Source organism: Bacteroides sp. RTP21281st1_H5_RTP21281_210402 (assembly GCF_040918965.1).
In the GTDB taxonomy this organism is placed as follows: domain Bacteria; phylum Bacteroidota; class Bacteroidia; order Bacteroidales; family Bacteroidaceae; genus Bacteroides; species Bacteroides congonensis.
Map to the genome: position 1 here is coordinate 203,117 of NZ_JBCOWR010000003.1, position 24,023 is coordinate 227,139.

Below are 24,023 nucleotides of genomic sequence, written 5' to 3' on the forward strand. Positions count from 1 at the left end.
GCAAAATCAATCATAGAATGGATTCATCACACAGATATTCACCTTTTCGTTCCGTACTGCTCAGGGAGTGGCGGCGGATGACTTCACGGCGTCTTTATTTCGGCGTCTGTATCATTTTGCCGTTGTTTACCCTCTTCTTTATGGCTACAATCTTCGGCAACGGGCAGATGGAGAATATTCCTGTCGGCATTGTCGATCAGGATAATACCGCCACTTCCCGGGCTATCGCCCGGAATATCTCTGCCGTGCCTACTTTTAAAGTGACGAAGCATTATATAAATGAAGCGGCTGCCCGCGAAGCCGTGCAAAGGAAAGAAATATACGGCTATCTTTCCATTCCCCCGAAATTTGAGCAGGATGCCATCACCGGAAAAAATGCTACCCTCTCTTACTATTATCATTACGCTTTGCTATCGGTAGGCGGTGAGCTGATGGCAGCTTTTGAAACATCATTGGCCCCCGTGTCCCTTTCGCCTATTGTGATGGAAGCCGTATCTTTGGGAGTGGAACAACAGCAGATTACCACATTCCTACTGCCTGTACAAGCCAGTAATCATCCGATATACAATCCAAGCCTGGATTATTCGGTTTATCTGAGTCAGCCTTTTTTCTTTGTCCTGTTTCAGGTCTTGATTCTGCTGACTACCGTATATGCAGCCGGCATTGAAATCAAATTTCGCACGGCGACCGACTGGCTGGCTACCGCCAAGGGCAATATGGTGACCGCCATTTTGGGTAAATTGCTCCCCTATACCATTATATATATACTGATAGGATGGTTTGCCAATTATGTCATGTTCGGTATCCTGCACATTCCTTTTCAAGGGAGTTGGTGGTTTATGAATATGATAACTGCGCTCTTTGTTGTCGCGACGCAGGCGCTCGGGTTATTTTTATTTTCCTTGTTTCCGGCGGTATCACTGGTTATCAGCGTCGTTTCCATGGTCGGTTCTTTAGGGGCTACCTTGTCCGGAGTTACTTTTCCGGTTCCCAATATGTATCCGCTGGTGAGAGATGCTTCTTATCTTTTTCCTGTCCGTCATTTTACGGAAATAATGCAAACGATACTTTATGGGGGTGGCGGGTTCGTCCATCTTTGGCAGTCGGCAGTGATACTATGTATTTTCCCGCTACTGGCCTTGTCGCTGCTTCCCCATTTAAAACGAGCTATAGAAAGTCATAAATATGAAAACATTAAATAGAATCCAGCAATTATCGTTCATTATCCGCCGGGAGTTTCTCGCCATAAGCACTAGTTATGCCGTTCTGTTAGTGCTGATGGGCGGAATCTTCATGTATGGGTTACTCTATAATTATATGTATGCCCCCAATATTGTAACAGATGTGCCTGTTGCCGTAGTGGATAATTCGCATAGTGAACTAAGCCGTAATTTCATCCGTTGGCTGGATGCCACCCCGCAGGCGGAAATATACAATCAGGCAATAGATTATCACGAAGCCAAAGAATGGATGAAAGAGGGTAAGGTGCAAGGAATAGTCTATCTGCCCCATGATTTTGAAGAACGGGTATTTCGTGGGGAAGAATCCGTATTCTCCCTATATGCGACGACCGACGCGTTTTTGTATTTTGAAGCATTGCAAGGAGCCTCTTCGCGTGTCATGTTGGCAATTAATGACAAATACCGACCGGATGGAGCAGTGTTTCTTCCGCCGCAGGGATTATTGGCGGTAGCTATGGCAAAACCGGTGAACGTAGCAGGGACTGCACTCTATAATTATACGGAAGGATATGGTTCCTATCTGATTCCGGCAGTTATGATGATTATTATTTTCCAGACTTTGCTGATGGTTATCGGCATGGTGACCGGAGACGAACATACCAATCGGGGAATTCGTGCCTATACGCCTTTCGGACAGGGATGGGGAGTCGCAATTCGCATTGTGGCAGGAAAAACGTCCGTATATTGTACTCTGTATGCTGTTTTTTCTTTCTTTTTGATAGGCTTGCTTCCCTACTTTTTCAGTATCCCTAATATCGGAAACGGATTGTATATTATATTATTACTGATTCCTTATCTGATGGCAACTTCTTTTCTGGGACTGGCAGCTTCCCGATATTTTACAGATTCAGAAGCTCCGTTACTCATGATTGCCTTTTTTTCAGTCGGATTGATTTTCCTTTCCGGAGTTTCTTATCCGATGGAATTGATGCCTTGGTACTGGAAAGTCGCACATTATATTCTTCCCGCCGCACCGGGCACACTTGCCTTTGTAAAACTGAATTCTATGGGAGCCGATATGGCGGATATAAAACCGGAATACCTAACCCTGTGGATTCAGGTTATCGTTTATTTCATATTAAGTGTATGGGTATATAAAAAGAAATTGGATATAAAGCCTGATTGATTAAATTAACCAAACAAACAAAATGCGAATTATGTATATATATGGGAGAATATTTCTCAGATAAGTCAAGTTCTTTAAGTAAATAATCAACTTTGGAAATAAAAAACTTTCCAAATGAAATTTTTTAAAAAGAATATCTCCTGTTTCTTTGTTTCTTTCATTGGTTTTGTATAATTTCGTTGACTGTTATCACTAGAAGTAGTATAAAACAAATACTAACATGAAATACATTATCTATATTCTCTTCTTTTTTCCTGTTTGGGTCACTGCACAAACATACAAATATATAGGGACTGAAGATGGATTGAGCAACCGGAGAATATTCAGTATCCAAAAAGACGATCAGGGATATATGTGGTTTCTTACCGATGAAGGTATGGATCGCTATAACGGTAAGGACATAAAGCATTACAAACTAAATAAGGATGACCGTACGCTTGAAGCTCCCATCCATTTGGGGTGGATATATACCAGGCCTCATATAGGGACATGGGTCATTGGCAAGCAGGGACGGATTTTCCAATATGAATTAAAGTATGACGACTTTAAAATGGTGTATAAGTTGCCGAATAGCCTGGAAACGATTAGTTATGGCTATATGGACAACAATGATAATATATGGTTATGCCGTAAGCATTCCATATTGCTTTATAATGCCGGAGACGCCCGGATAGTCCAATTCCCCAATATACTGCATAGCAATATAACAGCAATAACACAAGTGGACGAGCACCATTTCTTTATAGCGACAGAAACGGGCATCCGATATGCCAGGCTGGAAAACGGTGAACTGGAAATTATTCCTGTTGAAACGCTTGACTATTTTCATGCGCAAGTGAACGAACTGTATTACCATCAAGCATTAAAAAGATTGTTTATCGGTTCATTTGAGAGAGGAATGTTCGTATATGATATGAATAGCCGGGAAATAATAAAACCCGAAGCCGATCTAAGTGATGTAAATATAACTTGTATCTTTCCATTGGACGAGTCGCAGCTATTAATATCAACAGAAGGAATGGGGGTATATAAGATCGACATAAACACTTGTAAGCTGGAACATTACATTGTGGCAAACTATCAAAGTTATAATGAAATGAATGGTAATAATATCAATGATATCTTTGTTGATGAAGAAGAGCGGATATGGCTTGCCAATTACCCGACCGGCATTACGATAATAGATTATCGATATGAAAATTACCATTGGTTGAAGCATGCCATGGGGAATAAACAGTCATTAATCAACGATCAGGTACATGCCGTGATTGAAGACAGTGAGGGCGATTTATGGTTTGGCACCAGCAACGGCATCAGTCTTTATAATTCAACAACAGGGCAGTGGCATTCATTCCTGAGCTCTTTTAACGAACAATTGAAAGATAAAAATCATATCTTTATTACTTTGTGCGAAGTATCTCCCGGCATTATCTGGGCAGGTGGCTACACTTCGGGTATCTATAAAATAAACAAGCATACATTATCTGTCGAATACTTCTCCCCTTACCTGCTCACTTCTATCAATATGCGTCCGGACAAATATATTCGTGATATGATAAAGGACTCGAAAGGTAACATATGGTCGGGCGGATATTATAACTTGAAATGTTTTGATCTGGAAACCAAAAAGGTGCGTTTGTATCCCGGAGTGAGTTCTATCACTTCTATTGTGGAGCATGACAAGGAACATATGTGGATTGGCACGGCTACCGGATTGTATTTGTTGAATAGAAATTCCGGCCAATACCAGTATATTGAAGCAGAGATGGGAGCGGCTTATATCAATTCGCTTTATCAGGCTGACAACGGCTCGTTATATATAGGAACAAATGGCTCAGGAGTATTTGTGTACAATATACAGAACCATACTCTTGAACACTACTATACGGATAATTCGGCATTAGTCTCCAACCGGATATTCACGATATTGCCGGAAGTGGACGGACGTATCATGATGAGTACGGAGAATGGGGTCACATGTTTCTTCACCAAAGAAAAGAACTTTCATAACTGGACTAGAGGAGAAGGATTACTACCTGCTTATTTTAATGCCTCTTCGGGTACATTACGCAAAAATAGAAGTTTTGTTTTCGGTAGTACGGACGGGGTTATCGAAATTCCTGAAAATGCCAGATTCCCCCGTTATAAGTTTTCAAAGATGATATTCAGCGACTTTCATATTTCTTATCTACCTGTCTATCCGGATAGTGAGGACTCCCCTTTGCAGGAATGTATAAACGACACAGAAGTGTTGAAATTGAAATATGATCAAAACACTTTTTCTCTCAATGTCTCTACTATCAATTATGACTCTCCTGACAATACGCTTTATTCTTGGAAATTAGAAGGATTCTATGAGAAATGGACACAGCCGGGAACAACAAATCTGATTCGTTTCACCAATCTGCCGCCAGGAAAATATACGCTTCGTGTGCGTGCCGTATCCAGAGAGGAACATGATGTTGTCTTTGAGGAGCGTGCGATGAAGATCATTATCACGCAGCCTTTCTGGTCTAGTTGGTGGGCTATCATGTGCTATGTCTTGTTTATAATATGGGGAATCTCTTTCATTATACGTACGATGAACCTGAGAAAACAAAAGAAAATATCAGATGAAAAAACGCAATTTTTTATCAATACAGCCCATGACATACGTACTCCGTTGACTTTGATAAAGGCGCCTTTGGAAGAATTGCTCGAAGAGGAGACTCTTACAGAGGTTGGGGTAACCCGTACAAAAACTGCGTTGAGGAATGTAGATTCTCTTTTGAGACTGACTAGTAACCTTATTAATTTTGAACGTGCTGACGTATATTCTTCCGAGTTGTATATATCCGAATATGAGTTGAATACTTATATGAAAGAAGTGTGTGCCGCATTTACTAATTATGCCAGTATCAAACATATAGACTTTACTTACGAAAGCACTTTCAGTTATATGAATGTATGGTTCGATAAAGAAAAGATGGATTCTATTCTGAAAAATATAATATCGAACTCGTTAAAATATACGCCGGAAAACGGAAAAGTCAGTGTCTTTGTCTCTGATACGAATGACTCGTGGAAAGTGGTGATAAGTGACACCGGTATCGGGATTCCTTCTGCTGAACAAAATAAGTTGTTCAAACTGCATTTTCGTGCCAGCAATGCCATTAACTCCAAAGTTACGGGTAGTGGCATAGGGTTGATGCTGGTGAATAGGTTGGTTCGTCTTCATAATGGAAAAATCAATATAGAAAGTACCGAATATCAGGGGACTACTGTCAAGATTGTTTTTCAGAAAGACAATAGGGCTCTTCAGAAGCCGAATCAGAAACCCGCCCCTGAACCTGCATTGGAAACGCCGGAACTGACTGCTCCGGCCACGTTCAAAAGTATCGCCAATGCAGCCAATAATGCGGATTTACAGCGTATCCTTGTTGTAGAGGATAATGATGAGTTACGTTCCTACCTGGTTAATTTACTTTCTCCGTTGTATAATGTACAGACTTGTGCCAATGGTAAGGAAGCACTGATTATCATAAAAGAATTTTGGCCGGAACTTGTCCTTACTGATGTGATGATGCCCGAAATGCGAGGTGATGAGCTATGTGTTGCTATAAAGAATGATATTGAGACTTCACATATTCCAGTATTGCTGCTTACGGCATTGGGAGAAGAAAAAGATATTCTTGAAGGACTGTCGATTGGGGCGGACGAATATATAATCAAGCCTTTCAATGTGACAATATTGAGAGAGAGCATCAAGAATCTATTGACCAACCGGGCATTGCTACGTAGCAGATATGCGAGCTTGGAAACGGATATGCAGTCAATGGTTCCATCAGCTAAAGGAACAAATAGCCTTGACTGGAAATTCATATCGGATGTAAAGAAACATATTATGGATAATATTGACAATACAGAACTCAGTGTGGTTATGCTCTGTGAACTGCAATGCATGGGGCGTACAAGTTTATATAACAAGCTGAAAACATTAACCGGATATACCCCAAATGGTTTTATTCAACTTACTCGTGTGAAACGCGCTGCAGTGCTCTTAAAAGAAGGACAGCATAATATCAATGAAATTTCTGACATGACCGGATTCTCCGATAGCAAATATTTCCGGGAAGTATTTAAGAAACACTATAAGATGAGTCCGAGCCAATATGCAAAATGTGGGGGAAACATCTCTCCTGTTACTTTGGAAGAGGATGAAGACGAAACGGATGACGCAAACGAATAATATTTTTTTCAAGCTTGTGATATGACAATATCAAATATATATGAATAATGTAACGATATAGGAAGTGATACTTTCACTAAGTGATTAAATGGAAACATATAAATTCAAAAAGAGTCTGGCATCAACCGATACCAGACTCTTTTTACTTAATCAGACTTATATTGAACTGACGTTATATTGTTATTTACGAATCAGATATTTAATGAATAAATAACCGCCGAATACTTGCAGGCACATTCCGGGAATACCGATACGGAAATCCTGAACAGCTTTATAAAAGTTGCCGATGTAAGCCCATTCTCCTAATGTCCCTATGGATTGGTATGTAAGTACTACACCTGCCAGAAGAAGGATGGAGATATGTCCAGAACGTTGTGCAGTCCATCCGGCAGCAACAGCCAGCAATACGGATTTCAATAGGATGGCAGGCAATGCGGACGGCATTGGCATTCCGAAGAGTACACAGTTTATAACGGGCGAAAGGATAGCGGTCAGCAGTCCTACTTTCCAACCATATTTATACGCACCGATCAGCGTAAAGAAATAGATTGGCAGCCAGGTTATTCCTCCTTGTGGGATGAGATGAAAGAGTTGGGGAAAAAGCATATTACCAATGATAAATAACGAGGCTGCCAAATAGGTATTTACATTGTTATAGTTCAGCGAATAGAGTTTTACAGTAGTTGATTCCATATTCATTTTATTATTTAAAAGTTCAAATTAATACCACCCATAAATGTAGCTTTCGGCATAGGATAGCCGGCATTTATCTCATAACGTTGCGCAAGCAGGTTCTCCCCTTTCACAAAGAGACTGGCGAAACGGCATACACGATAATTCCCCCGAAGATTCCATAAAACAAAATCTTCTTGTTGTTCACGCTCTTTGGTGACAGAGGTATAAAGCCCTTTCACATATTGCAGCCCCGTCGATACGCTCCAACGCCCCGAAGAATAATCGACTCCCGCATACAGTTTATGTTCGGGAGCGGCAAGAACCGGATTCTCCATATGCAGCCAACTATAATTGGTGTTGACATTCCAATGCGAATTAACGTGATAATTGATATTGGTTTCGATGCCCCAGTTCTCGATTTCCCCGGAATTGATATTCAATGGCGGAACCAGTCCGTTTGACATTATTACATTATCACCATTGATGTAGTAAAGATTCACTCCATAAGATAATGCCCCGTCCAGTAAACGCTGCGAATAGGAAAGTTCATAACTCATCAGTTTTTCCGGTTGCAGTTCAGGGTTGGCAGGGGCGAACATATACATTTCACGAATCGTCGGGTTACGGTATCCTTTGCTGACCATTGCTTTGAGTTCCGCGCTTTTCGGCAGATGAAATGCTAATCCTCCTTGTGGTATCCATTCTGTGCCTACATGAGAATGGTGGTCTACACGGATACCAGCATCCAATGAAAACCAATTGTTTATGTCCTGACGGAAATCAACATATCCAGCAAATTCATCCAGTTGTTTGTCAACTCCCGGCTTACGTTCGCCCGTAGCTACCACTTTATTCCACGATTCACCACCGAAATGCTGATAATCAAACCCTGCCGTAATACGATTGCCGGCAAAGAAAGTCGCACTCTGATACCACGATACGCCCAGCATCTTGTCTTTAGAATTGAAATGCGCTGTCTGCGGTTCTTTTCCCGACTGATAACCATCGTTTATCTTGTGCCGTCCCCAGTTATAGAAAAAGCTCAATGCTCCCGATGTATTGTTATAATGATTTTCCAATGCGAATGAAGTCATTCCACGAGTGATACGCGAATCATTGTCGATAAGTGGAACTTGAATCGTTCCGGGGTTGGAAGCATTGAAATGAGTGACGTTGACATCACCCGCTAGTTTCCAAAAAGAGCTTATCTCATAACCCAGTTTTGCATATCCGCCGTATTGTTCGAATTCCATATCAGGACGATGCCCGTCCGTCCGGTTGTAAGAACCGGTTACGATGCTGCTGAAACGTCCCTTTTTCACACGGTTGGAAAACTCGGTCTGCAATGTATTATATGAACCATATCCTACTTGCATATTGGTATTTATCCCCTCTTCCTCTTGCTTGCGGGTGACGATATTGATAACTCCTCCCATAGCATTTGAACCGTAAAGCACGGATGCAGGGCCGCGTAAAACCTCTACCCTTTCCGTCATCATGGATTGGTAAGCATCTGCTATCGGATGCCCCATCAGTCCCATATACTGCGGGTGACCGTCTATTAAAACTAACAATCCTGCCGTAGGACTGCCACCGACACCCCGCAGGCTCATACCTCCCGCCGCTCCGGTGGAGACGCCATATCCCATGATACCGCGACTGGTAGTGAACAATCCCGGAACCTGTTCCGTCAGCAACGGTAAAAGAGAGGGTTCGTACCTTTTCTCAATCTGTTGCCGCCCTACTACGGAGATAGTCATCGGAAGATGACGTATATCCGTTTCATTCCGTGTTCCCGTGACTACTACCTCGTCAATGACGTAGTTTCTTCGGAACTGTGTACTGTCTTTTTTATTCTGTGCCACTCCCGGAACAGAAAGCAGACCGACGAGCAGAAACAGACAAGTTGTATCTTTTCTCATATTTTATTCCGTGTATCTGATTCTTTCTTTTACTTTCTGCTTCTGATTTTCTCAAGAAAATCACAAATCAACGGTAAAATAGCTTCAACAGATTCTTCTTCACTACACATCGTTTCTACAGGACACCATCCCGTGCGGTCGCGATTCCAGATAAAAGGTACTTCCTGCCCGAAACCGACTTTTACATCCGATGTCCGAAACAAGTCCATAGCTTTAGAACTGATAATATCCGTGTACAGTTCTTTTATACCACCTGAAATCATCAGGGCTGCCGCCCCTTTCCCGACAACCTTATCGGCAATCAAAGCTTCTTTCAGGAAATCCGGTTCCTGAGTCAGCAAATCATATAAGTCGGCCACCCCGCGTTGGGTAAAAGTACGTACCTTTCCTTCGTTGGCAATCACGCAGGAATATCCCCCGCTATGTAATAAATTGATTAATTCTTCCATTATAAAGTTCCTTGTTTCAGTTGTTCGACAAATTGGTCTATCCTATGCAACTCTTTGGGTATATCTATGTTTTGCGGACAATGCGCCACACACTGGTTGCATCCGATACAATGGCTTGCCTGACGAAGTTTCGGCACGCTACGGTCATAACCGACGAGGAATGCGCGACGGGCTTTGGCATAGTTTTCATCCTGTCCGTTCTTGGGCACATTTCCTTCGTTCACGCAACGGTTATAATGCAGGAGAACAGCCGGAATATCCAGTCCGTACGGGCAAGGCATACAATACTTGCAGTCATTGCAGGGAATGGTAGGATATTTCAGCATCAACTGTGCCGTTTCTTCGAGGAAGTCCATTTCTTCATCCGTCAACGGTTCCAAGGGAGAATAAGTACGGAGATTATCCTGCAGATGTTCCATATAAGTCATGCCGCTTAATACAGTCAGTATATCCGGGAATGAGCCGGCAAAACGGAACGCCCAGGAAGCGACACTGTTTTCGGGACGGCGTTGCTTGAGACGTGCCACCAAGTTGTCATTCAACTTAGACAAACGCCCACCCAGAAGCGGTTCCATAATAATAGACGGAATCCCTCTCTTGTGCAGTTCGCCATACAGATATTCGGCATCGGTATTTCGGGCGTTAGTTGCTTTCGCATGCTTCCAGTCTACATAATTGAGCTGTATCTGCACGAAGTCCCATTTAATTTCATCATGCCGTGAAAGCAGATAATCATATACTTCAATATCTCCATGATAAGAGAATCCGAGATTACGGATACGCCCTGCTTCGCGTTCCTTTATCAGGAAATCGAGTATGCCGTTATCCAGATACCGTCCTTTAAGGGCATCCATCCCGCCCATGCCAATGCCGTGAAGCAACATATAGTCGATGTAGTCAACCTGAAGTTCGGCGAATGACTTGTGATACATTTTAAGTGATGCTTCACGCGACCATGTGTCCGGAGAAAAGTTGGACAGTTTGGTAGCGATAAAATATTTATCTCGGGGATGGCGGCTCAACGCAATACCCGTTGCTCTCTCGGAAAAACCTTGTACATAAGCCGGAGATGTATCGAAATAATTCACTCCATGGGCAATCGCATAATCGATCAATCCGTTAACGGCATCCTGGTCAATGACTTCTCCGTTACCGTCCGGAGCGGGTTTGAGCGGCCAGCGCATACAACCATATCCCAAAAGTGAAACACGGTCACCGGTAGTTGGAGATGTCCGGTAAGTCATTTTATCAGTCGGTATCTCCCCTTCTCCCGTGGCACTGCCCGAAGCGGAGTTGTTTTTTGAAGAACATCCGTATAGTAAACCTGTCGACGTGGCAGCACTGATACCTACAATCTTAATGAAATCTCTTCTATTTATATCTTTTTTCTTTTTTTCTTCCATAATCTTATACTGATTTATTAAATCAAATAATTCTGTGCATTTGATGTCCTGTCACGTAGATAGCACTGAACGGACGAGAAGGACAAAGATTCTCACAAGCTCCGCAGCCGATACACTTCTCTACGTTCACTACCGGAATCTTTGGAGAATCCGACTTTTCAGAATCGGACGCCACCATCTGAATAGCTCCAGTAGGACAATGGCGAGCACAGTTGCCACACTCCATACCATCGGTCAATGGCACACAATTCTCCTTTATCCATACAGCGTGGCCGATTTGAATAGCTGATTTTTCAGCCAAACTGGTCAAGTGAATGGCATCTGTCGGGCATACTTCCGCACATTTCGCACATTCTGGACGACAATATCCACGCTCATATGACATTTCGGGTTGCATCAAGGTCATCAGATTATCAGAAGGACGCAACACTTGGTTGGGGCATACGGAAACACACAATTGGCAGGCAGTGCAATGCTGCGCAAAATTACGGGCACTTAATGCCCCCGGCGGATAAATAGGATTCTCCCGACTGGGAATCTTCTTGTCTTCAATAGCAGCCAATCCCCCATCCACTTTCTTTTCCTGGGCTTTCAATACGGAAATCGTAGCAAAGATTGCCGATGCTGAAAGAAAACTACGCCGGGCGTTATCTACCTGTTCCGCAGTAACAGAGTGCGCTTTGACTGTTTCTGCCACAGACGTATCTTTTGTAGCAGTCCGTCTCGTGTACTTGATAGCTCCACGTTTACACTTATCCAGGCAATCCATACAAGCTACACACCGGCTGTAATCAATCTCATGTTTTTTTGAATGAATACATGACGCCTTGCAGTTGCGGGCACATAAGCCACAGCCATTACATTTGGAAGCATCAATCACGGGTTTGAATATCGCATACTTGGAAATGAATCCCAATACAGTACCCACCGGACATATCGTATTACAATACGTACGCCCGTTGCGCCACGCTAAAACGCCGAGAACTATAAAGGTAACCACAGCGATAAGAAGCGTTGAAAGACTTTTCATCCAAACATCCACCTCGTAAAAGGCATAACTGTCCATTCGCTCGGCAAAATATGCTAACAGGTTATTTCCCCATTGCCATACCGGTGCAAAGAGACTGGAAGCTATCCGGCCATACGCACTATAAGGTGCTATCAGAATAGCCAGGAAATTCAACCCTGCAACCATCATAATAATGAATACTCCTAAAACACCATATCGCAACCATTTCATTGCAGGTGAATAGCGAAAGCGGTTCTTCTTTTGCTTGCCTGATACCCAGGAGATAATATCCTGAAATACCCCCAACGGACAAATAACCGAGCAGTACACACGCCCGAAAAGGAAAGTAAGCACAACAAGAAACAATACGACACCTATATTCAAGGCTAATAGAGCCGGCAGAAATTGAATTTTCGCCAACCATCCGAACCAGGTGTGCAAGGTACCCGTGAAGTCAAGAAACAACAGGGTAATAAGCGTGAAGCACACGATGGCGGCTGTAAGTCTGATAGTACGTAGCATAAATTTATTAATTTTCAAATTATAGTAGTTATATCTCAATATCCGAAACAATCAAGACAGATGAATCTTTCATTTTTCTAATGGCACGACCTCTCCGATTTCAGGAATCAACACATTCAGAGAGTCCTTATTCTTCATATCTTCCGCATTCTTCAGAGGCTCGTCCCAACGATGTTTGGCCAACGCATATTTAGAATGATGCACGGTCAAAATTTTCTTTGCCTTCAAATCCCTGGCTGTCTGTGCCATATATTGCGGCATCAAATGAATTAAACTCCACTCTTCATTGTATTGCCCATTTTCAAGAATGGCAAGGTCAATGTTAGCGAAACGATTACCGATTTCTTCATAATGAGTATCATATCCCCCATCTCCGCCGATGTAGATTTTCTGTGCAGGAGCTTCCAATAAGAAAGAAGCCCAAAGCGACTGATTGGCGGAAAGTCCGCGACCGGAAAAATGACGGGCAGGCAGACAATAGATTTTAAAACCGTCAGTCAGGTTTGCATCTTCGTTCCAATCAAGTTCGACAATACGTTCCTTATCGAATCCCCAGTACTCGAAATGCTCGCCGACACCTAACGGGCAAATCACTGTCCCAATCCGGTCTTTTAACTTTTTGACCGTATTATAATCCAAATGATCCCAATGGTCGTGACTGATTATCAGATAATCAATGTCCGGCATATCTTCCGGCTGATAAATATCTGTTCCTTTGAATGGCTTATTGACGAAAGAAACGGGAGAAGCCATGCAAAATACCGGGTCGACCAATACCCGCTTTCCGCCCATCTGAATGAGATAAGAGGAATGCCCGAACCAAACTAATACTTCCTTATCTCTGTCTATCTTCCGTAAGTTAGTCTTTATTGCCTTGACAGGCTGGTCGGGGCGCAGCCCGTCTATCTTTCTGAAAATAAATTCCCAAATACCTTCGAAACGTCCTCTGTCTGAAGTCATTAATTTCGTTTCATGCTGATTCTGAAATGCTCCGTTTCTGTAATTGGGAGATTTCTGAACTCTTTCCAACCGTTCGCCACGGGGTGTCCGGCCAAAACTGGGCTGATTGATAAAAACAAGGACTGACACAGCCAGCAACGCCATTATAGCTAATATACATCCTATGATCATACGTGCTCTAAGTTTCTTGAATATAATACGCATATAATTAAGTAGCTAAATTATTTCACGCAGCAAATATACAGGAATTTAGAAAAGTGAGTAGTATATATATTACAGATTATCATACCATAATTACTGAAACGCGTTATGGACATTAAATTTATTACTATCATGTATTTCTGAAATATTAATGATATTAGAAGTATTTATTCTATTTTTGCAAGAACCGTATAGTGAAAAGAGAAACAAACTAATAATGTGAATATGGAAAAGAAAAGTTCAACTCTCCGTTTTATTTATCCTCAATGGCAAGGGGGAATTGTAGATCATTGGATGCCTGATATTCCGGCTGAAGATTCATCCAGGGGGTATTACCTGGGAGCGCAGTTATTGAATTATCTGGCTCCGCAAACGAATCAAAAGACCGTTGAAGTCCCTGTTTCACTGGATATAAATGACAGAGCCATAGAAAAAGGTATCAGTGCGCGTGGTGTACTATTGAAACAAACTAAAGCAGCACTTGAGCTACTGAAAGAGAATAATCCCGACAGGATTGTTACTTTAGGGGGAGAATGTTCTGTGAGTGTAGTTCCGTTTACATATTTGATTGGTAAATATCCGGACGATGTCGCTATCATTTGGATAGACGCGCATCCCGACATAAACCTGCCATATGATGATTACAAAGGTTATCATGCCATGGCGCTCACAGCCTGTATGGGAATGGGTGATGAAGAAATTATGGGCTTACTGCCCGGAAAGGTGGATACTTCCAAAACATTACTCGTCGGACTTCGTTCCTGGGATGAAGGCATGAAGGAAAGACAACAAGAATTGGGTGTAAAAGGATTGTCGCCGAAGGAAGTTGCTAATGACAGCTCAAAAATCATGGAATGGCTGAAAAACACAGGCGTATCAAAAGTCGTTATCCATTTTGATATGGATGCGTTGGATCCGGCAGAAATCATCGCTGCCGTGGGCGTTGAACCCGACGGCATGAAGATTAAAGAAGCAGTCCGTGTCATTAATGACATTTCATCTGAGTATGATTTAGTAGGGCTGACCGTTGCCGAACCTATGCCGCGGATAGCAATCAAACTTAGAAATATGCTCAATCAGTTACCTTTATTGAAGGATTAAGTTTTGTTTATTGAAAAATTAAAGTTTGCTTTGATTGGGACGATAAAGTATGCCGAATATATTCAGCAAGTATCCGAGTAAACATAATACGGGTGCTACACTTATACGGGACTTACTGAATATATCGGGATTATAGGCGGCAAGGGTACTCCCCTCGCCGCTCATTACTATATAACCCGCAATAATTAATATGGAACCGACCGTCAGAATGATATAATTTCTTTTGCCAAAGACAGTTCCCGGTTCTTTCTCTTTCATTATTTTCGACTTCATATTCTTTGAGTTTAGTTTTTGGATTTCATTAGTTGGGTAAATGCAGTGTATTTCTGTTCAAAGCGTTGGTCACTCTGCTTGTAAAGTTCTTCATCTGTATTCTTCAGTAATTCATTATACTGATTCCATTGCCAAAACTTATACATACAATCCCGCTGAACCATCTCTATCCGATTGTCTCCCAATGAGAAAGCCCAGTTGATATAATCTTCCGATTCAGCTATCAGATGATTCAATAAAGTAGTTGCTTTCGCTTTCTCTCCTGTCGAAGCATAAGCTACGGCTATCTCATACGAACCACTCTCATAGACCTCGGGAACATTATATGCCGGAATAGCCTGTTCGGCGTATGTAAGCACGTGCTTTGCACGGATACTATCACCTTGCTTTACCAATTCCTTGGCAAGTTGCGCAAAAAGCCTTCGGTGAGAATAGCAGATACGCAGTGTTGTTTCATCCAAATAAAGGCCGGGAGTATCCAGACCGCCATATTTGTATCTGTTCATCACATTTTCATAGAGTTTTTCCGTATCTATCGCATAACCACTTTCTCCTTCCACATCTCCCCATCTCTTATAGTCGAAAGGTGTGAAACGGAATGCCAGTCCTTCCTGCACAAAGTAATTGTCGAACTTTAGTTTAGTGGCTTCGCCTACGGAGATAGCCATATACAGCGGACGTTCCCAATTACAATTTGCCAGTATTTCAAGGATGAGCAGGTCTACTTTAGTCAGCATATGTATATCCTTCAGGGAGATAGAGAGCTTGTCCGGCATCGCATTTTTCAGTTCTTCCCCTTTCAAATGGCGGATTGATTTGGGAAGCATGATGCCCGAACGGAGTACCGCGTCCTTATCTATGCGGATATTTATCGTATCGGTAGGAATCACGTGAAATTCCTTCTTCTCTGAAAATACCCAGTATTTCAGGATATTCTTCACTTCAAACGGGTCGTCTCCGAAGCTGTCACGGGCTTCTTCGGGATGCTTCTGATATAAATCTTCTATCTGTTTCTTCAGTTCCGGACGTACAGCTACATATTCATTCTTGCCTTCCTGATATTGATTCTTATTCCAGCTTATCGGCAAGCCGGGGGCGTCATATAGAGGACATTGCTGCTGATAAATATACCAATCGGTCTGTGCATAACTAAGGTTGCAGATACGTGCATCCCTACGCACTTCTTCCGTATCCTGATTATACCATAAAGGGAAAGTATCATTGTCTCCATTGCAGAATATAATAGGATTTCCCGCATCGGGAAGTGTCATCAGATAGTTGGCTCCAAAGTCACGGCAGGTATAGCGGTTGCTCCGGTCGTGGTCATCCCAGGTCTGGCTTGCCATCTGTACCGGGATTAACAGGCAAAGAAACATTAACAGACTGATTTGAACGGCTGTTCCCTTCTTTTTGCGGAGCGTGTCACACAATCCCGCAGCACCTATTCCTATCCAAATGGCAAAGGCATAGAATGAGCCTGCATAAGCATAATCCCGTTCACGAGGTTGTCCGGGGGCTTGATTCAGATAGAGTACAATAGCCAGTCCCGTCATGAAGAACAGGAAAAATACGACACTGAATTGTTGCTTCCCTTTCTTCCCCCGTGCCCACTGCCAATAAATTCCAATCAGTCCTAATAATAAAGGTAAGCCATAAAAAACATTATGACCTTTATTTTGACGCAAGGATTCAGGCAAAAGCTCCTGATTTCCCAAACGCAGGTTGTCAAGCCATGAAATCCCCGTAATCCAATTCCCGTGTTCCGGTTCTCCGCTTCCTTGAATATCATTCTGCCGTCCGACAAAATTCCACAGGAAGTAGCGCCAGTACATATAATTGAGCTGATATGAAATGAAGTAAGTCAGATTCTCTTTTTGTGTGGGAGCACTATCTGTTCCTCCCGACCATCCCTTGTAAGAAGAAGTCAGCCGGTCATTCCACATGCGGGGGAACAGCATATTCTGAGTATAGTACACATCTTCTTTATAGCGGATAATTTTATATTTCCCCTCTTCCTTATCAGGACGATATACTGCACTGCCTTTTTTTGTTTTTACCTTATAATATTCTCCTTCAGGTATATACTCCGGTTCGGAAGCATAAGTTCTTCCGTAAAGCAAAGGGGCACTTTCGTACTGCTCACGATTCAAATAGCTTTTGAGCGTAAAAATATTGTCCGGCGCATTTTCATTGAGTGGTGTATTGGCGTTGGCACGAATCAATATCACCGCATAACTGGTATATCCTACTGTGAGCATAAGCAAGCACCACAAAACTGTATGTATCATTCGCTTTCTGAATCGGTAGATAGCTCCTACCAATAGACCAAATATCAAAAACAGGAAAACAATCAATCCCGCCTGGAAAGGAAAGCCTAATACATTGATAAAGAATAGTTCGAACCACCCTCCTATATCAGCCATACCGGGAATGTAGATAAAGAGAATCAGTACAATAAGAAGACCGGACAGGGTAATTGCGCCAATCACTCCTTTAAGGGATATTACCTGATATTTCCGATAATAGAACACCAATACAATTGCCGGAATACAAAGGAGATTGAGCAAATGCACTCCGATTGACAGTCCGATGACATAAGCTATCAGGATAATCCATCGGTCGCCGGATACGGAATCCGCTTCGTCCTGCCAGCGAAGAATCATCCAAAAGACCAAAGCTGTGAGGAAAGAAGAAAAGGCATAAACTTCACCCTCTACCGCACTGAACCAAAAGGTATCACTAAAGGTATAAGCCAATGCTCCTACAACTCCGGAACCTAAAATGATAATGAAGTCTGTAACTGACAACTTCTCTTTGTCACTCGTAATCAAAGACCTCACCAAGCGGGTAATGCTCCAGAAAAGAAACAAAATACAACCGGCACTTAACAATGCGTTCAGGAAGTTAACCGTGTATGATACGTACTTCGCGTCAGAAGCAAACTGGGTAAACAGATTCCCGACAAGCATATAAAAAGGTGCGCCAGGCGGATGACCAACCTGTAACTTCTCGGCACATGAAATAAATTCAGGACAGTCCCAAAAACTGGCAGTAGGCTCAATAGTCATTCCATAAACCAATGCTGCTATAAGAAAGACCATCCAACCGCTAAAATCGTTCCATCTTTTAAATAATAAGTTGCTCATTGTTCCTTAACTTTTTTGTTTGCAAAGTTAAGGAACACGCAACTAAAAACAGCCTTTTTTACCGGACGGATACGGACATGGGAAGTCTATAAAATATTGATATTCAAAGATGTTAATCAAGAGCAACAGACAAATACGGACTGGGACATCAGACGTGTACAAAAGTCCTTAATTAGGGTTTCAGTATGACAGGAATCAAGTAAAGGAAGAACTTACTTTTTTTAAGAATAAGGATTATCTTTGAGAAGCTCTGACGGCATTGTTGGTTCCCCGTAAGGAAACGCCAGTATCCTCGTAGAGAAACGGTCGTATCCTCGGTGGGAAACGACCGTTCCCTCGGTGAGATACGACAGTTTCCTGTGCAGGAAACGACAGGAAACTATAATTGATTAATTAATAGACGTATAGCTATCTTTATTAAAAGTCAGCGAAGAGCAGTTCTTCCAACTTAAATGGAGAACTTCACAATGACTTCACAATATCTTCCAGTGATTCTTTAGAGTTTGACAGCATCAGTTTCTCCGTCTTTATTCGGGAGATTCGCCGGGTTAGTGTTTCTGTTGTCAGTTTCATTAAATCCGCAAAATAAGCCGGCTGAACTCCTTCCCGTAGAAAGGCGCATACCCTTAAATCCTCTTCTGTGAGTTTAGGACTCATGCCTTTTAATTTGGATACGAGTCCATAGACATTTTCCTGAAGCCGGAGTAATTCAGTCCAGTCCTTTTCGGAGAAAGAAGGGATTTTGGTAGATAATGCCGTTCGTTCCTTGAACTGGCGGACTTTGGAAATGACAGGAGAAGTTTCGTAAATATCTTGTTGGAGAGATTGGTATTTCTCCTCGAGATAATTGCATTGCAGCATCAGTCTATCCGATTCGACGTTTTTCTTCTGCATTTCTTCTTTGAAGGTGCTCAGTTGGGAATATACATACTGGTTCTTTTTCCAAAGCAATCCGAGTAATAGAGACATGACACCGAACACACCCAATGCCGAAGATAAAATGACAGATGAATTATTTTTGCTATCATTCAGCATCAATTGACTGGCGTAAGCCTTTCTCTCCATTTCCAGTGCTTCGTCAAAGTTGCCGTATTTCTGATAATAGAGGCTGCATCGTTTGCAAATCTTTGCCATATAATCATATTCTTCGGTCAGTGCTGCGAGTTTTATTGCTTCCTTAAAGTGGATTTCGGCATTGTCTCTTTGTTCCAAATCACTTTCTACGCAAGCGAGGTAGTAATATGCTCTTGATTTCTGATACTCATTGCCATGCATCTCATAGTAAGATGCCGCCTGCCTGATTTGCGCATCGGAAGAATGGGGGATATTCTTGTCTTCGTTGACCTGCGTGCACAGCAAATTATACTCCGCAAGTTGGGCTTCATTCATTTGGTTTATCTGAATGTTTTCAAGAATAACAGATGCCGTATCCGGATCCTGCTCCATTAATTGCGCGGCTTTGTCTAATCCTTGTTTCACATTTGTGCCTTCCGGATGACATGCAGCCAGGGAAAGGACAGCCATATACAATAAAATTCGAAGATTATTCATAACTCTACTTTTACTTTGCCTACAAATGATTGGATTTGCAAATATAAATAATAATCAGGATAGCGCCACTATGTTTTTTTGACAAATATCAAGCCGTTCTGAACAATTAATTAAGAAGATAAGCCGTATCTTTGTAGCAAACATAAATTATATATCATGATTAAAAACATTGTATTTGATTTTGGGGGAGTGATTGTAGATATTAGTCGTGACAAAGCGGTACAGGCGTTTATCAAACTGGGATTGGCTGATGCGGATACCCGCCTTGACAAATATCACCAAACCGGAATCTTTCAGGAACTCGAGGAAGGCAAACTCAGCGCGGATGAGTTCCGCAAGCAACTGGGTGATTTATGCGGGCGTGAACTGACTATGGAAGAAACGAAGCAAGCATGGTTGGGCTTTTTCTACGAAGTGAATTTAGACAAACTCGACTATATACAGGAATTAAGGAAAAGCTATCATGTATATCTCTTGAGCAACACCAATCCTTTTGTCATGTCATGGGCTTGCAGCCCGGATTTTTCTGCAAGGAAACTTCCATTGAATGATTATTGTGACAAGCTATACTTATCTTATCAGGCAGGTCACACAAAACCCGCACCGGAAATCTTCGATTTTATGATAAAGGATTGTAATATCATCCCTTCCGAAACTTTATTTGTGGACGATGGCGCTTCCAATATCGAAATAGGAAAGGCGCTTGGATTTGAAACATTCCAACCGGAGAATGGAGCGGACTGGCGGGAAGAACTGACAAGTATATTGAATAAGTAAGTATTGCCGTAACTATTACGTTCGCAAATAGAAAGATATGCAGTCACAGATTATTCTTATCACCGGAGCGTCTTCCGGCTTTGGAAAGTTCACAGCTCAAATGTTATCGGAACAAGGACACATCGTTTACGGAACAAGCCGGAAACCTTCCGAAAATATGAACAATGTAAAAATGCTTGTTGTCGATGTCACCAGTCCTCTTTCTATCCGCCAGGCTGTGGAACAGATTATATCGGAACAGGGACGGATTGATGTATTGATTAATAATGCCGGCATAGGTATCGGCGGTGCTCTCGAACTTGCTACGGAAGACGAGGTAAACAAGCAGATGAATACCAATTTCTTCGGTGTAGTGAATATGTGCAGGGAAGTATTGCCTCTCATGCGTAAGGCACGGAAAGGAAAGATTATCAATATCAGTTCCATCGGCGGAGTGATGGGTATCCCCTATCAGGGATTTTATTCGGCTTCAAAGTTTGCCGTAGAAGGATATAGTGAGGCCTTAGCACTGGAAGTGCACCCGTTTCATATTAAAGTATGCCTGGTAGAACCGGGAGATTTCAATACCGGATTCACGGATAACCGGAATATATCCGAGCAGACAAGGCTGAATGCCGATTACAGGGAAAGTTTCTTGAAATCACTGGAGATTATAGAGAAGGAAGAACGTAACGGATGCCATCCGCGGAAATTGGCTGCTGCAATCTGTAAGATAGTAGCCCGCAAAAATCCTTCTTTCCGAACTAAAGTAGGCCCGTTGGTGCAAGTCCTGTTTGCAAAAAGCAAAAGATGGTTGCCTGACTCGGTCATGCAATATGCCCTTCGAATATTTTACGCAATAAAATAACAATTCAGGCACGGATTACGCGAATTTCACGGTAGTTAATTTGCGATGTAATTAACAGAAACCGTGAAATCCGTGTAATCCGTGCCTGAACTTTTGCTTTGTTTCTGATTAGTTCTTCGGAACTAATTCCAGAAACATCGTTGTAGTCAGTAATATAGCCAGTCCGACACAAACGGTAATCAAAAGCCAGTTAATGTATTTCGCTTTCGGCTTGGTATCGGCATGCAGATTATTCAGGAAGTACTCTCTGAAGAAAAGATACAGGCCGGGAATCGTTGCACTTGCCAGTAGAAAATCTTCGGGAATCTGAAAGAAATAAGTTTTGGACAATCCTATCAATGACCAATGGCAAAGGAAAAGTACTAGGAACATATTTACTTTGTGGGCAAACAGCAGTAATAATCCGATAGTAAACACCACTACGGAGCAAGGCATTACCGGAGAAGTCATTTCCGGGAAAGAAAGTCCGCGTGCCAAAGATACCAAGGGATATATGAAAGGCATTGCCAACAGGATATAGGACAATATGTCATACTTATGGGTACGTTCAAAGGTGGTGTATCCCGTAATCGCGTCCCATATCCAAATGACAGCCATTACTCCCCAAAACATCGCCATCACTCCATTATAACTGCGTTCTTCGCAATAGATATAATAGTAAATGATAGAAATCCATGCATAAAGTCCTATCATATAGAACTTCATAGCCATCTTCACCCACGGACGCGGTTTGCTGATAAGCAATCCGGTCAAAGCCACACCAATCAAGATGATAAATATCTGTAAAATCCAGGTAGCCGAATTATAATAGGCAATTGTTCTCCAAAAAATCTCCATAAAAGTAATTTTAGTGTCTTGTTAACGAAAAAGCTCTATGTGGGAACAGGAACATCGGGAATGTAGCTCCTACTGCCAGCATGAAAATAACCGTGCTTGCTATCATCGTGTTGGAGAAGAACATGGACATGAACTTATCCAGTTTTTCTGGCTCATTCACATTCTGCAAACACATGATGAGTGAAAATACCATGTTGTACGCAAACTTACCCGGAATCATGGGAAGCAATGCCGGAATGTAAAGTACCGTCATCGGGCAATATACCTTTTTTCCTAACCATAAGCTGCCGAAACCGATTACCAATCCGGCAAACAAGGAAGCCGTAGCAATATCCACGCCTAAATAAGTCATCAGGCAAAAGCGGCAGGCGTGTCCCAGTGCCGCCAATATGGCAATCATTTTGAATGCACGCAAAGGCGGGTCGGAAATCGCACCAAATCCTATACCTGCTACTGCAGCAAAAAATCCATCAGTAAGAATATCAAGTGCTATCATATCAAATTAAACTGTTTTTTACCATTAATAATGTGAAGGAAAGTCCGATAGCGATGCTGACAATCAGCAGAGAGGCTTCCGTCAGACGGGCAAATCCTGTCAGAACGTATCCTTCGACTACATCAATCACGCCGTTAATCAAGGGAACGCCGGGAACAAGATAAAGTACACTGGTCGCCATGGCTATTTCGGATGTCGTATCGAAAATAAGGGCGGTAGAAGCACAAAGGGAAGCAACGAAAGCCGAGACTATGAATACGACGTAGTGGTTCATTTTCTTCTTCTGCATCTGCTGCTTCAGATAGAATCCCGTGATAGTGGCCGAGAAGACAATTCCCATGGAAATCAAGTCGCCGCCGAATAGTTTGCAGAAAGATGCATTGGCGAATCCTACCAGCAGCAGGACGAAAAGAGGATGTATCATCGGGGCGGAAACAATCTTCCTGTATTTCGCAGTCAGTTCTTCCAGCGACAGATGATTGTCCACTGCTTCCCAACTTAATGCGCTTAACTCTGAATTGTGCTCGAAGCTGATAGGATGCGCGGGAATATCTATTACTTCATTACAGGCTTCGTTTGTTTCCTTGTCTATAATTGTAAGAATGATATTTTTATGAAATACGCCTAATTTTACATCTAAGCCAAAAGCTTCTCCGATACGTTTGGAGTTACGCACTACTCGTGAAGTATGCACTCCGGCCCCCATTAAATGGGCTGAATATTCCGCTATGAACTTACCTATGGATAATAAAGATTCGCTTGTCTTCATGAATGTGATATTTTTAAATCGGGCGCAAAAGTACGAAAAAGAGTTATAGGAGCAAGCCTTATTCCTGAATATTTTCCCACTAAATATCCGGGAACAAAAAAACGCAGTCTTTCATAGAGTTCCCCAATGAAACTTCTATGAAAGACTGCGTCAATCTTTTAATGCCTTAACTAACCTAACTAACTTTATCTAACCTAACTACAAAATACCCGAAAAATCTTTTATACTACTAACAATCCTATCTTTTAATATCTTATTTTCAACTATTGAGAAATCGCAGGCAACGTCTGCCGGTGCTAATAATACAGCTTTAGCTTCTTCTGCATCTGCCATCTCTTCCGGATGCTCTCTGAAATAAGTTTCCCATCGGGAAGCTAATTGTGGAGTTACACCCAGCACATAGTTGATGAAATCATCGTCCGTCAAAAAATCCTTTACCTTAGAGCACATATCGCATCCTTTTTTAAGCGTTTTACATAAATAGGACGAT

General features: G+C 42.2%; 19 protein-coding genes. 6 read left to right on the top strand and 13 right to left on the bottom strand.

Annotated features, from left to right (window positions below; genetic code table 11):
* Positions 1 to 17 precede the first annotated feature (17 nt).
* From AB5443_RS06470 to AB5443_RS06480, 3 genes are all read left to right on the top strand, one after another.
* Positions 18 to 1,202, top strand: a complete 1,185-nt coding sequence (locus AB5443_RS06470) for an ABC transporter permease (RefSeq protein WP_044655782.1) — start codon at positions 18 to 20, stop codon at positions 1,200 to 1,202.
* Positions 1,186 to 2,367, top strand: coding sequence for an ABC transporter permease (locus tag AB5443_RS06475; protein WP_368113487.1), 1,182 nt, complete (start codon positions 1,186 to 1,188; stop codon positions 2,365 to 2,367). The genes AB5443_RS06470 and AB5443_RS06475 overlap by 17 nt, the downstream gene beginning before the upstream one ends.
* Before the next feature lie 220 nt (positions 2,368 to 2,587).
* Positions 2,588 to 6,595 (top strand): two-component regulator propeller domain-containing protein, encoded by a 4,008-nt coding sequence (locus AB5443_RS06480; protein WP_368113488.1) that lies wholly within the window; start codon positions 2,588 to 2,590, stop codon positions 6,593 to 6,595.
* Between the two features lie 180 nt (positions 6,596 to 6,775).
* On the opposite strand, the gene AB5443_RS06485 is transcribed toward AB5443_RS06480, so the two are convergent.
* From AB5443_RS06485 to AB5443_RS06510, 6 genes are all read right to left on the bottom strand, one after another.
* On the bottom strand, positions 6,776 to 7,288 hold the full coding sequence (locus AB5443_RS06485) for an ECF transporter S component (protein WP_368113489.1): 513 nt from the start codon (positions 7,286 to 7,288) through the stop codon (positions 6,776 to 6,778).
* 14 nt (positions 7,289 to 7,302) lie between these two features.
* A complete protein-coding gene (locus AB5443_RS06490) occupies positions 7,303 to 9,192 on the bottom strand; it encodes a TonB-dependent receptor (RefSeq protein ID WP_368113490.1) in 1,890 nt (629 codons plus the stop codon).
* A gap of 29 nt (positions 9,193 to 9,221) precedes the next feature.
* Positions 9,222 to 9,641, bottom strand: coding sequence for a DUF1893 domain-containing protein (locus AB5443_RS06495; protein ID WP_368113491.1), 420 nt, complete (start codon positions 9,639 to 9,641; stop codon positions 9,222 to 9,224).
* A complete protein-coding gene (locus tag AB5443_RS06500) occupies positions 9,641 to 11,044 on the bottom strand; it encodes an aldo/keto reductase (RefSeq protein ID WP_368113492.1) in 1,404 nt (467 codons plus the stop codon). The genes AB5443_RS06495 and AB5443_RS06500 overlap by 1 nt, the downstream gene beginning before the upstream one ends.
* A 22-nt stretch (positions 11,045 to 11,066) precedes the next feature.
* Positions 11,067 to 12,575, bottom strand: a complete 1,509-nt coding sequence (locus AB5443_RS06505) for a 4Fe-4S dicluster domain-containing protein (RefSeq protein WP_307996292.1) — start codon at positions 12,573 to 12,575, stop codon at positions 11,067 to 11,069.
* Between the two features lie 69 nt (positions 12,576 to 12,644).
* Positions 12,645 to 13,739 carry an MBL fold metallo-hydrolase gene (locus tag AB5443_RS06510; protein WP_368113493.1) on the bottom strand — a complete coding sequence of 365 codons (1,095 nt, stop codon included), beginning with the start codon at positions 13,737 to 13,739 and terminating at the stop codon, positions 12,645 to 12,647.
* Positions 13,740 to 13,961: 222 nt separating this feature from the next.
* Here AB5443_RS06510 and AB5443_RS06515 point away from each other — a divergent pair, with 222 nt between their 5' ends.
* Positions 13,962 to 14,837, top strand: coding sequence for an arginase family protein (locus tag AB5443_RS06515; RefSeq protein ID WP_368113494.1), 876 nt, complete (start codon positions 13,962 to 13,964; stop codon positions 14,835 to 14,837).
* Between the two features lie 18 nt (positions 14,838 to 14,855).
* On the opposite strand, the gene AB5443_RS06520 is transcribed toward AB5443_RS06515, so the two are convergent.
* The 3 genes from AB5443_RS06520 to AB5443_RS06530 all read right to left on the bottom strand — a co-directional run bounded on the left by AB5443_RS06520 (position 14,856) and on the right by AB5443_RS06530 (position 19,807).
* A complete protein-coding gene (locus AB5443_RS06520) occupies positions 14,856 to 15,110 on the bottom strand; it encodes a DUF3098 domain-containing protein (RefSeq protein ID WP_022138279.1) in 255 nt (84 codons plus the stop codon).
* Between the two features lie 11 nt (positions 15,111 to 15,121).
* Positions 15,122 to 18,256, bottom strand: coding sequence for a DUF2723 domain-containing protein (locus AB5443_RS06525; protein ID WP_368113495.1), 3,135 nt, complete (start codon positions 18,254 to 18,256; stop codon positions 15,122 to 15,124).
* Between the two features lie 462 nt (positions 18,257 to 18,718).
* Positions 18,719 to 19,807, bottom strand: a complete 1,089-nt coding sequence (locus tag AB5443_RS06530) for a tetratricopeptide repeat protein (RefSeq protein ID WP_368113496.1) — start codon at positions 19,805 to 19,807, stop codon at positions 18,719 to 18,721.
* A 156-nt stretch (positions 19,808 to 19,963) separates the two neighbouring features.
* Between AB5443_RS06530 and AB5443_RS06535 the strand changes: the two genes are divergently transcribed.
* Both AB5443_RS06535 and AB5443_RS06540 read left to right on the top strand, forming a co-directional pair.
* A complete protein-coding gene (locus tag AB5443_RS06535; RefSeq protein WP_368113497.1) occupies positions 19,964 to 20,584 on the top strand; it encodes an HAD family hydrolase in 621 nt (206 codons plus the stop codon).
* A 37-nt stretch (positions 20,585 to 20,621) separates the two neighbouring features.
* On the top strand, positions 20,622 to 21,431 hold the full coding sequence (locus AB5443_RS06540) for an SDR family oxidoreductase (RefSeq protein ID WP_195662854.1): 810 nt from the start codon (positions 20,622 to 20,624) through the stop codon (positions 21,429 to 21,431).
* 108 nt (positions 21,432 to 21,539) lie between these two features.
* Here the strand turns inward: AB5443_RS06540 and AB5443_RS06545 are convergent, their stop codons facing one another.
* From AB5443_RS06545 to AB5443_RS06560, 4 genes are all read right to left on the bottom strand, one after another.
* Positions 21,540 to 22,268: a DUF6064 family protein gene (locus AB5443_RS06545; protein WP_073345248.1), complete on the bottom strand. Its 729-nt coding sequence runs from the start codon at positions 22,266 to 22,268 to the stop codon at positions 21,540 to 21,542.
* Between the two features lie 10 nt (positions 22,269 to 22,278).
* The gene (locus AB5443_RS06550; RefSeq protein WP_022138285.1) at positions 22,279 to 22,764 is read right to left on the bottom strand and encodes a threonine/serine exporter family protein; all 486 of its coding nucleotides are present in this window, start codon (positions 22,762 to 22,764) and stop codon (positions 22,279 to 22,281) included.
* A gap of 1 nt (position 22,765) precedes the next feature.
* Positions 22,766 to 23,533: a threonine/serine exporter family protein gene (locus AB5443_RS06555; protein WP_022138286.1), complete on the bottom strand. Its 768-nt coding sequence runs from the start codon at positions 23,531 to 23,533 to the stop codon at positions 22,766 to 22,768.
* A gap of 198 nt (positions 23,534 to 23,731) precedes the next feature.
* Positions 23,732 to 23,983: a hypothetical protein gene (locus AB5443_RS06560; RefSeq protein WP_073345243.1), complete on the bottom strand. Its 252-nt coding sequence runs from the start codon at positions 23,981 to 23,983 to the stop codon at positions 23,732 to 23,734.
* Positions 23,984 to 24,023: the final 40 nt, after the last annotated feature.

Coding starts and splice junctions, on each gene's coding strand:
- AB5443_RS06470 (WP_044655782.1), top strand. CDS start 18: ATGGATTCATCACACAGATATTCACCTTTTCGTTCCGTACTGCTCAGG.
- AB5443_RS06475 (WP_368113487.1), top strand. CDS start 1,186: ATGAAAACATTAAATAGAATCCAGCAATTATCGTTCATTATCCGCCGG.
- AB5443_RS06480 (WP_368113488.1), top strand. CDS start 2,588: ATGAAATACATTATCTATATTCTCTTCTTTTTTCCTGTTTGGGTCACT.
- AB5443_RS06485 (WP_368113489.1), bottom strand. CDS start 7,288: ATGGAATCAACTACTGTAAAACTCTATTCGCTGAACTATAACAATGTA.
- AB5443_RS06490 (WP_368113490.1), bottom strand. CDS start 9,192: ATGAGAAAAGATACAACTTGTCTGTTTCTGCTCGTCGGTCTGCTTTCT.
- AB5443_RS06495 (WP_368113491.1), bottom strand. CDS start 9,641: ATGGAAGAATTAATCAATTTATTACATAGCGGGGGATATTCCTGCGTG.
- AB5443_RS06500 (WP_368113492.1), bottom strand. CDS start 11,044: ATGGAAGAAAAAAAGAAAAAAGATATAAATAGAAGAGATTTCATTAAG.
- AB5443_RS06505 (WP_307996292.1), bottom strand. CDS start 12,575: ATGCTACGTACTATCAGACTTACAGCCGCCATCGTGTGCTTCACGCTT.
- AB5443_RS06510 (WP_368113493.1), bottom strand. CDS start 13,739: ATGCGTATTATATTCAAGAAACTTAGAGCACGTATGATCATAGGATGT.
- AB5443_RS06515 (WP_368113494.1), top strand. CDS start 13,962: ATGGAAAAGAAAAGTTCAACTCTCCGTTTTATTTATCCTCAATGGCAA.
- AB5443_RS06520 (WP_022138279.1), bottom strand. CDS start 15,110: ATGAAGTCGAAAATAATGAAAGAGAAAGAACCGGGAACTGTCTTTGGC.
- AB5443_RS06525 (WP_368113495.1), bottom strand. CDS start 18,256: ATGAGCAACTTATTATTTAAAAGATGGAACGATTTTAGCGGTTGGATG.
- AB5443_RS06530 (WP_368113496.1), bottom strand. CDS start 19,807: ATGAATAATCTTCGAATTTTATTGTATATGGCTGTCCTTTCCCTGGCT.
- AB5443_RS06535 (WP_368113497.1), top strand. CDS start 19,964: ATGATTAAAAACATTGTATTTGATTTTGGGGGAGTGATTGTAGATATT.
- AB5443_RS06540 (WP_195662854.1), top strand. CDS start 20,622: ATGCAGTCACAGATTATTCTTATCACCGGAGCGTCTTCCGGCTTTGGA.
- AB5443_RS06545 (WP_073345248.1), bottom strand. CDS start 22,268: ATGGAGATTTTTTGGAGAACAATTGCCTATTATAATTCGGCTACCTGG.
- AB5443_RS06550 (WP_022138285.1), bottom strand. CDS start 22,764: ATGATAGCACTTGATATTCTTACTGATGGATTTTTTGCTGCAGTAGCA.
- AB5443_RS06555 (WP_022138286.1), bottom strand. CDS start 23,533: ATGAAGACAAGCGAATCTTTATTATCCATAGGTAAGTTCATAGCGGAA.
- AB5443_RS06560 (WP_073345243.1), bottom strand. CDS start 23,983: ATGTGCTCTAAGGTAAAGGATTTTTTGACGGACGATGATTTCATCAAC.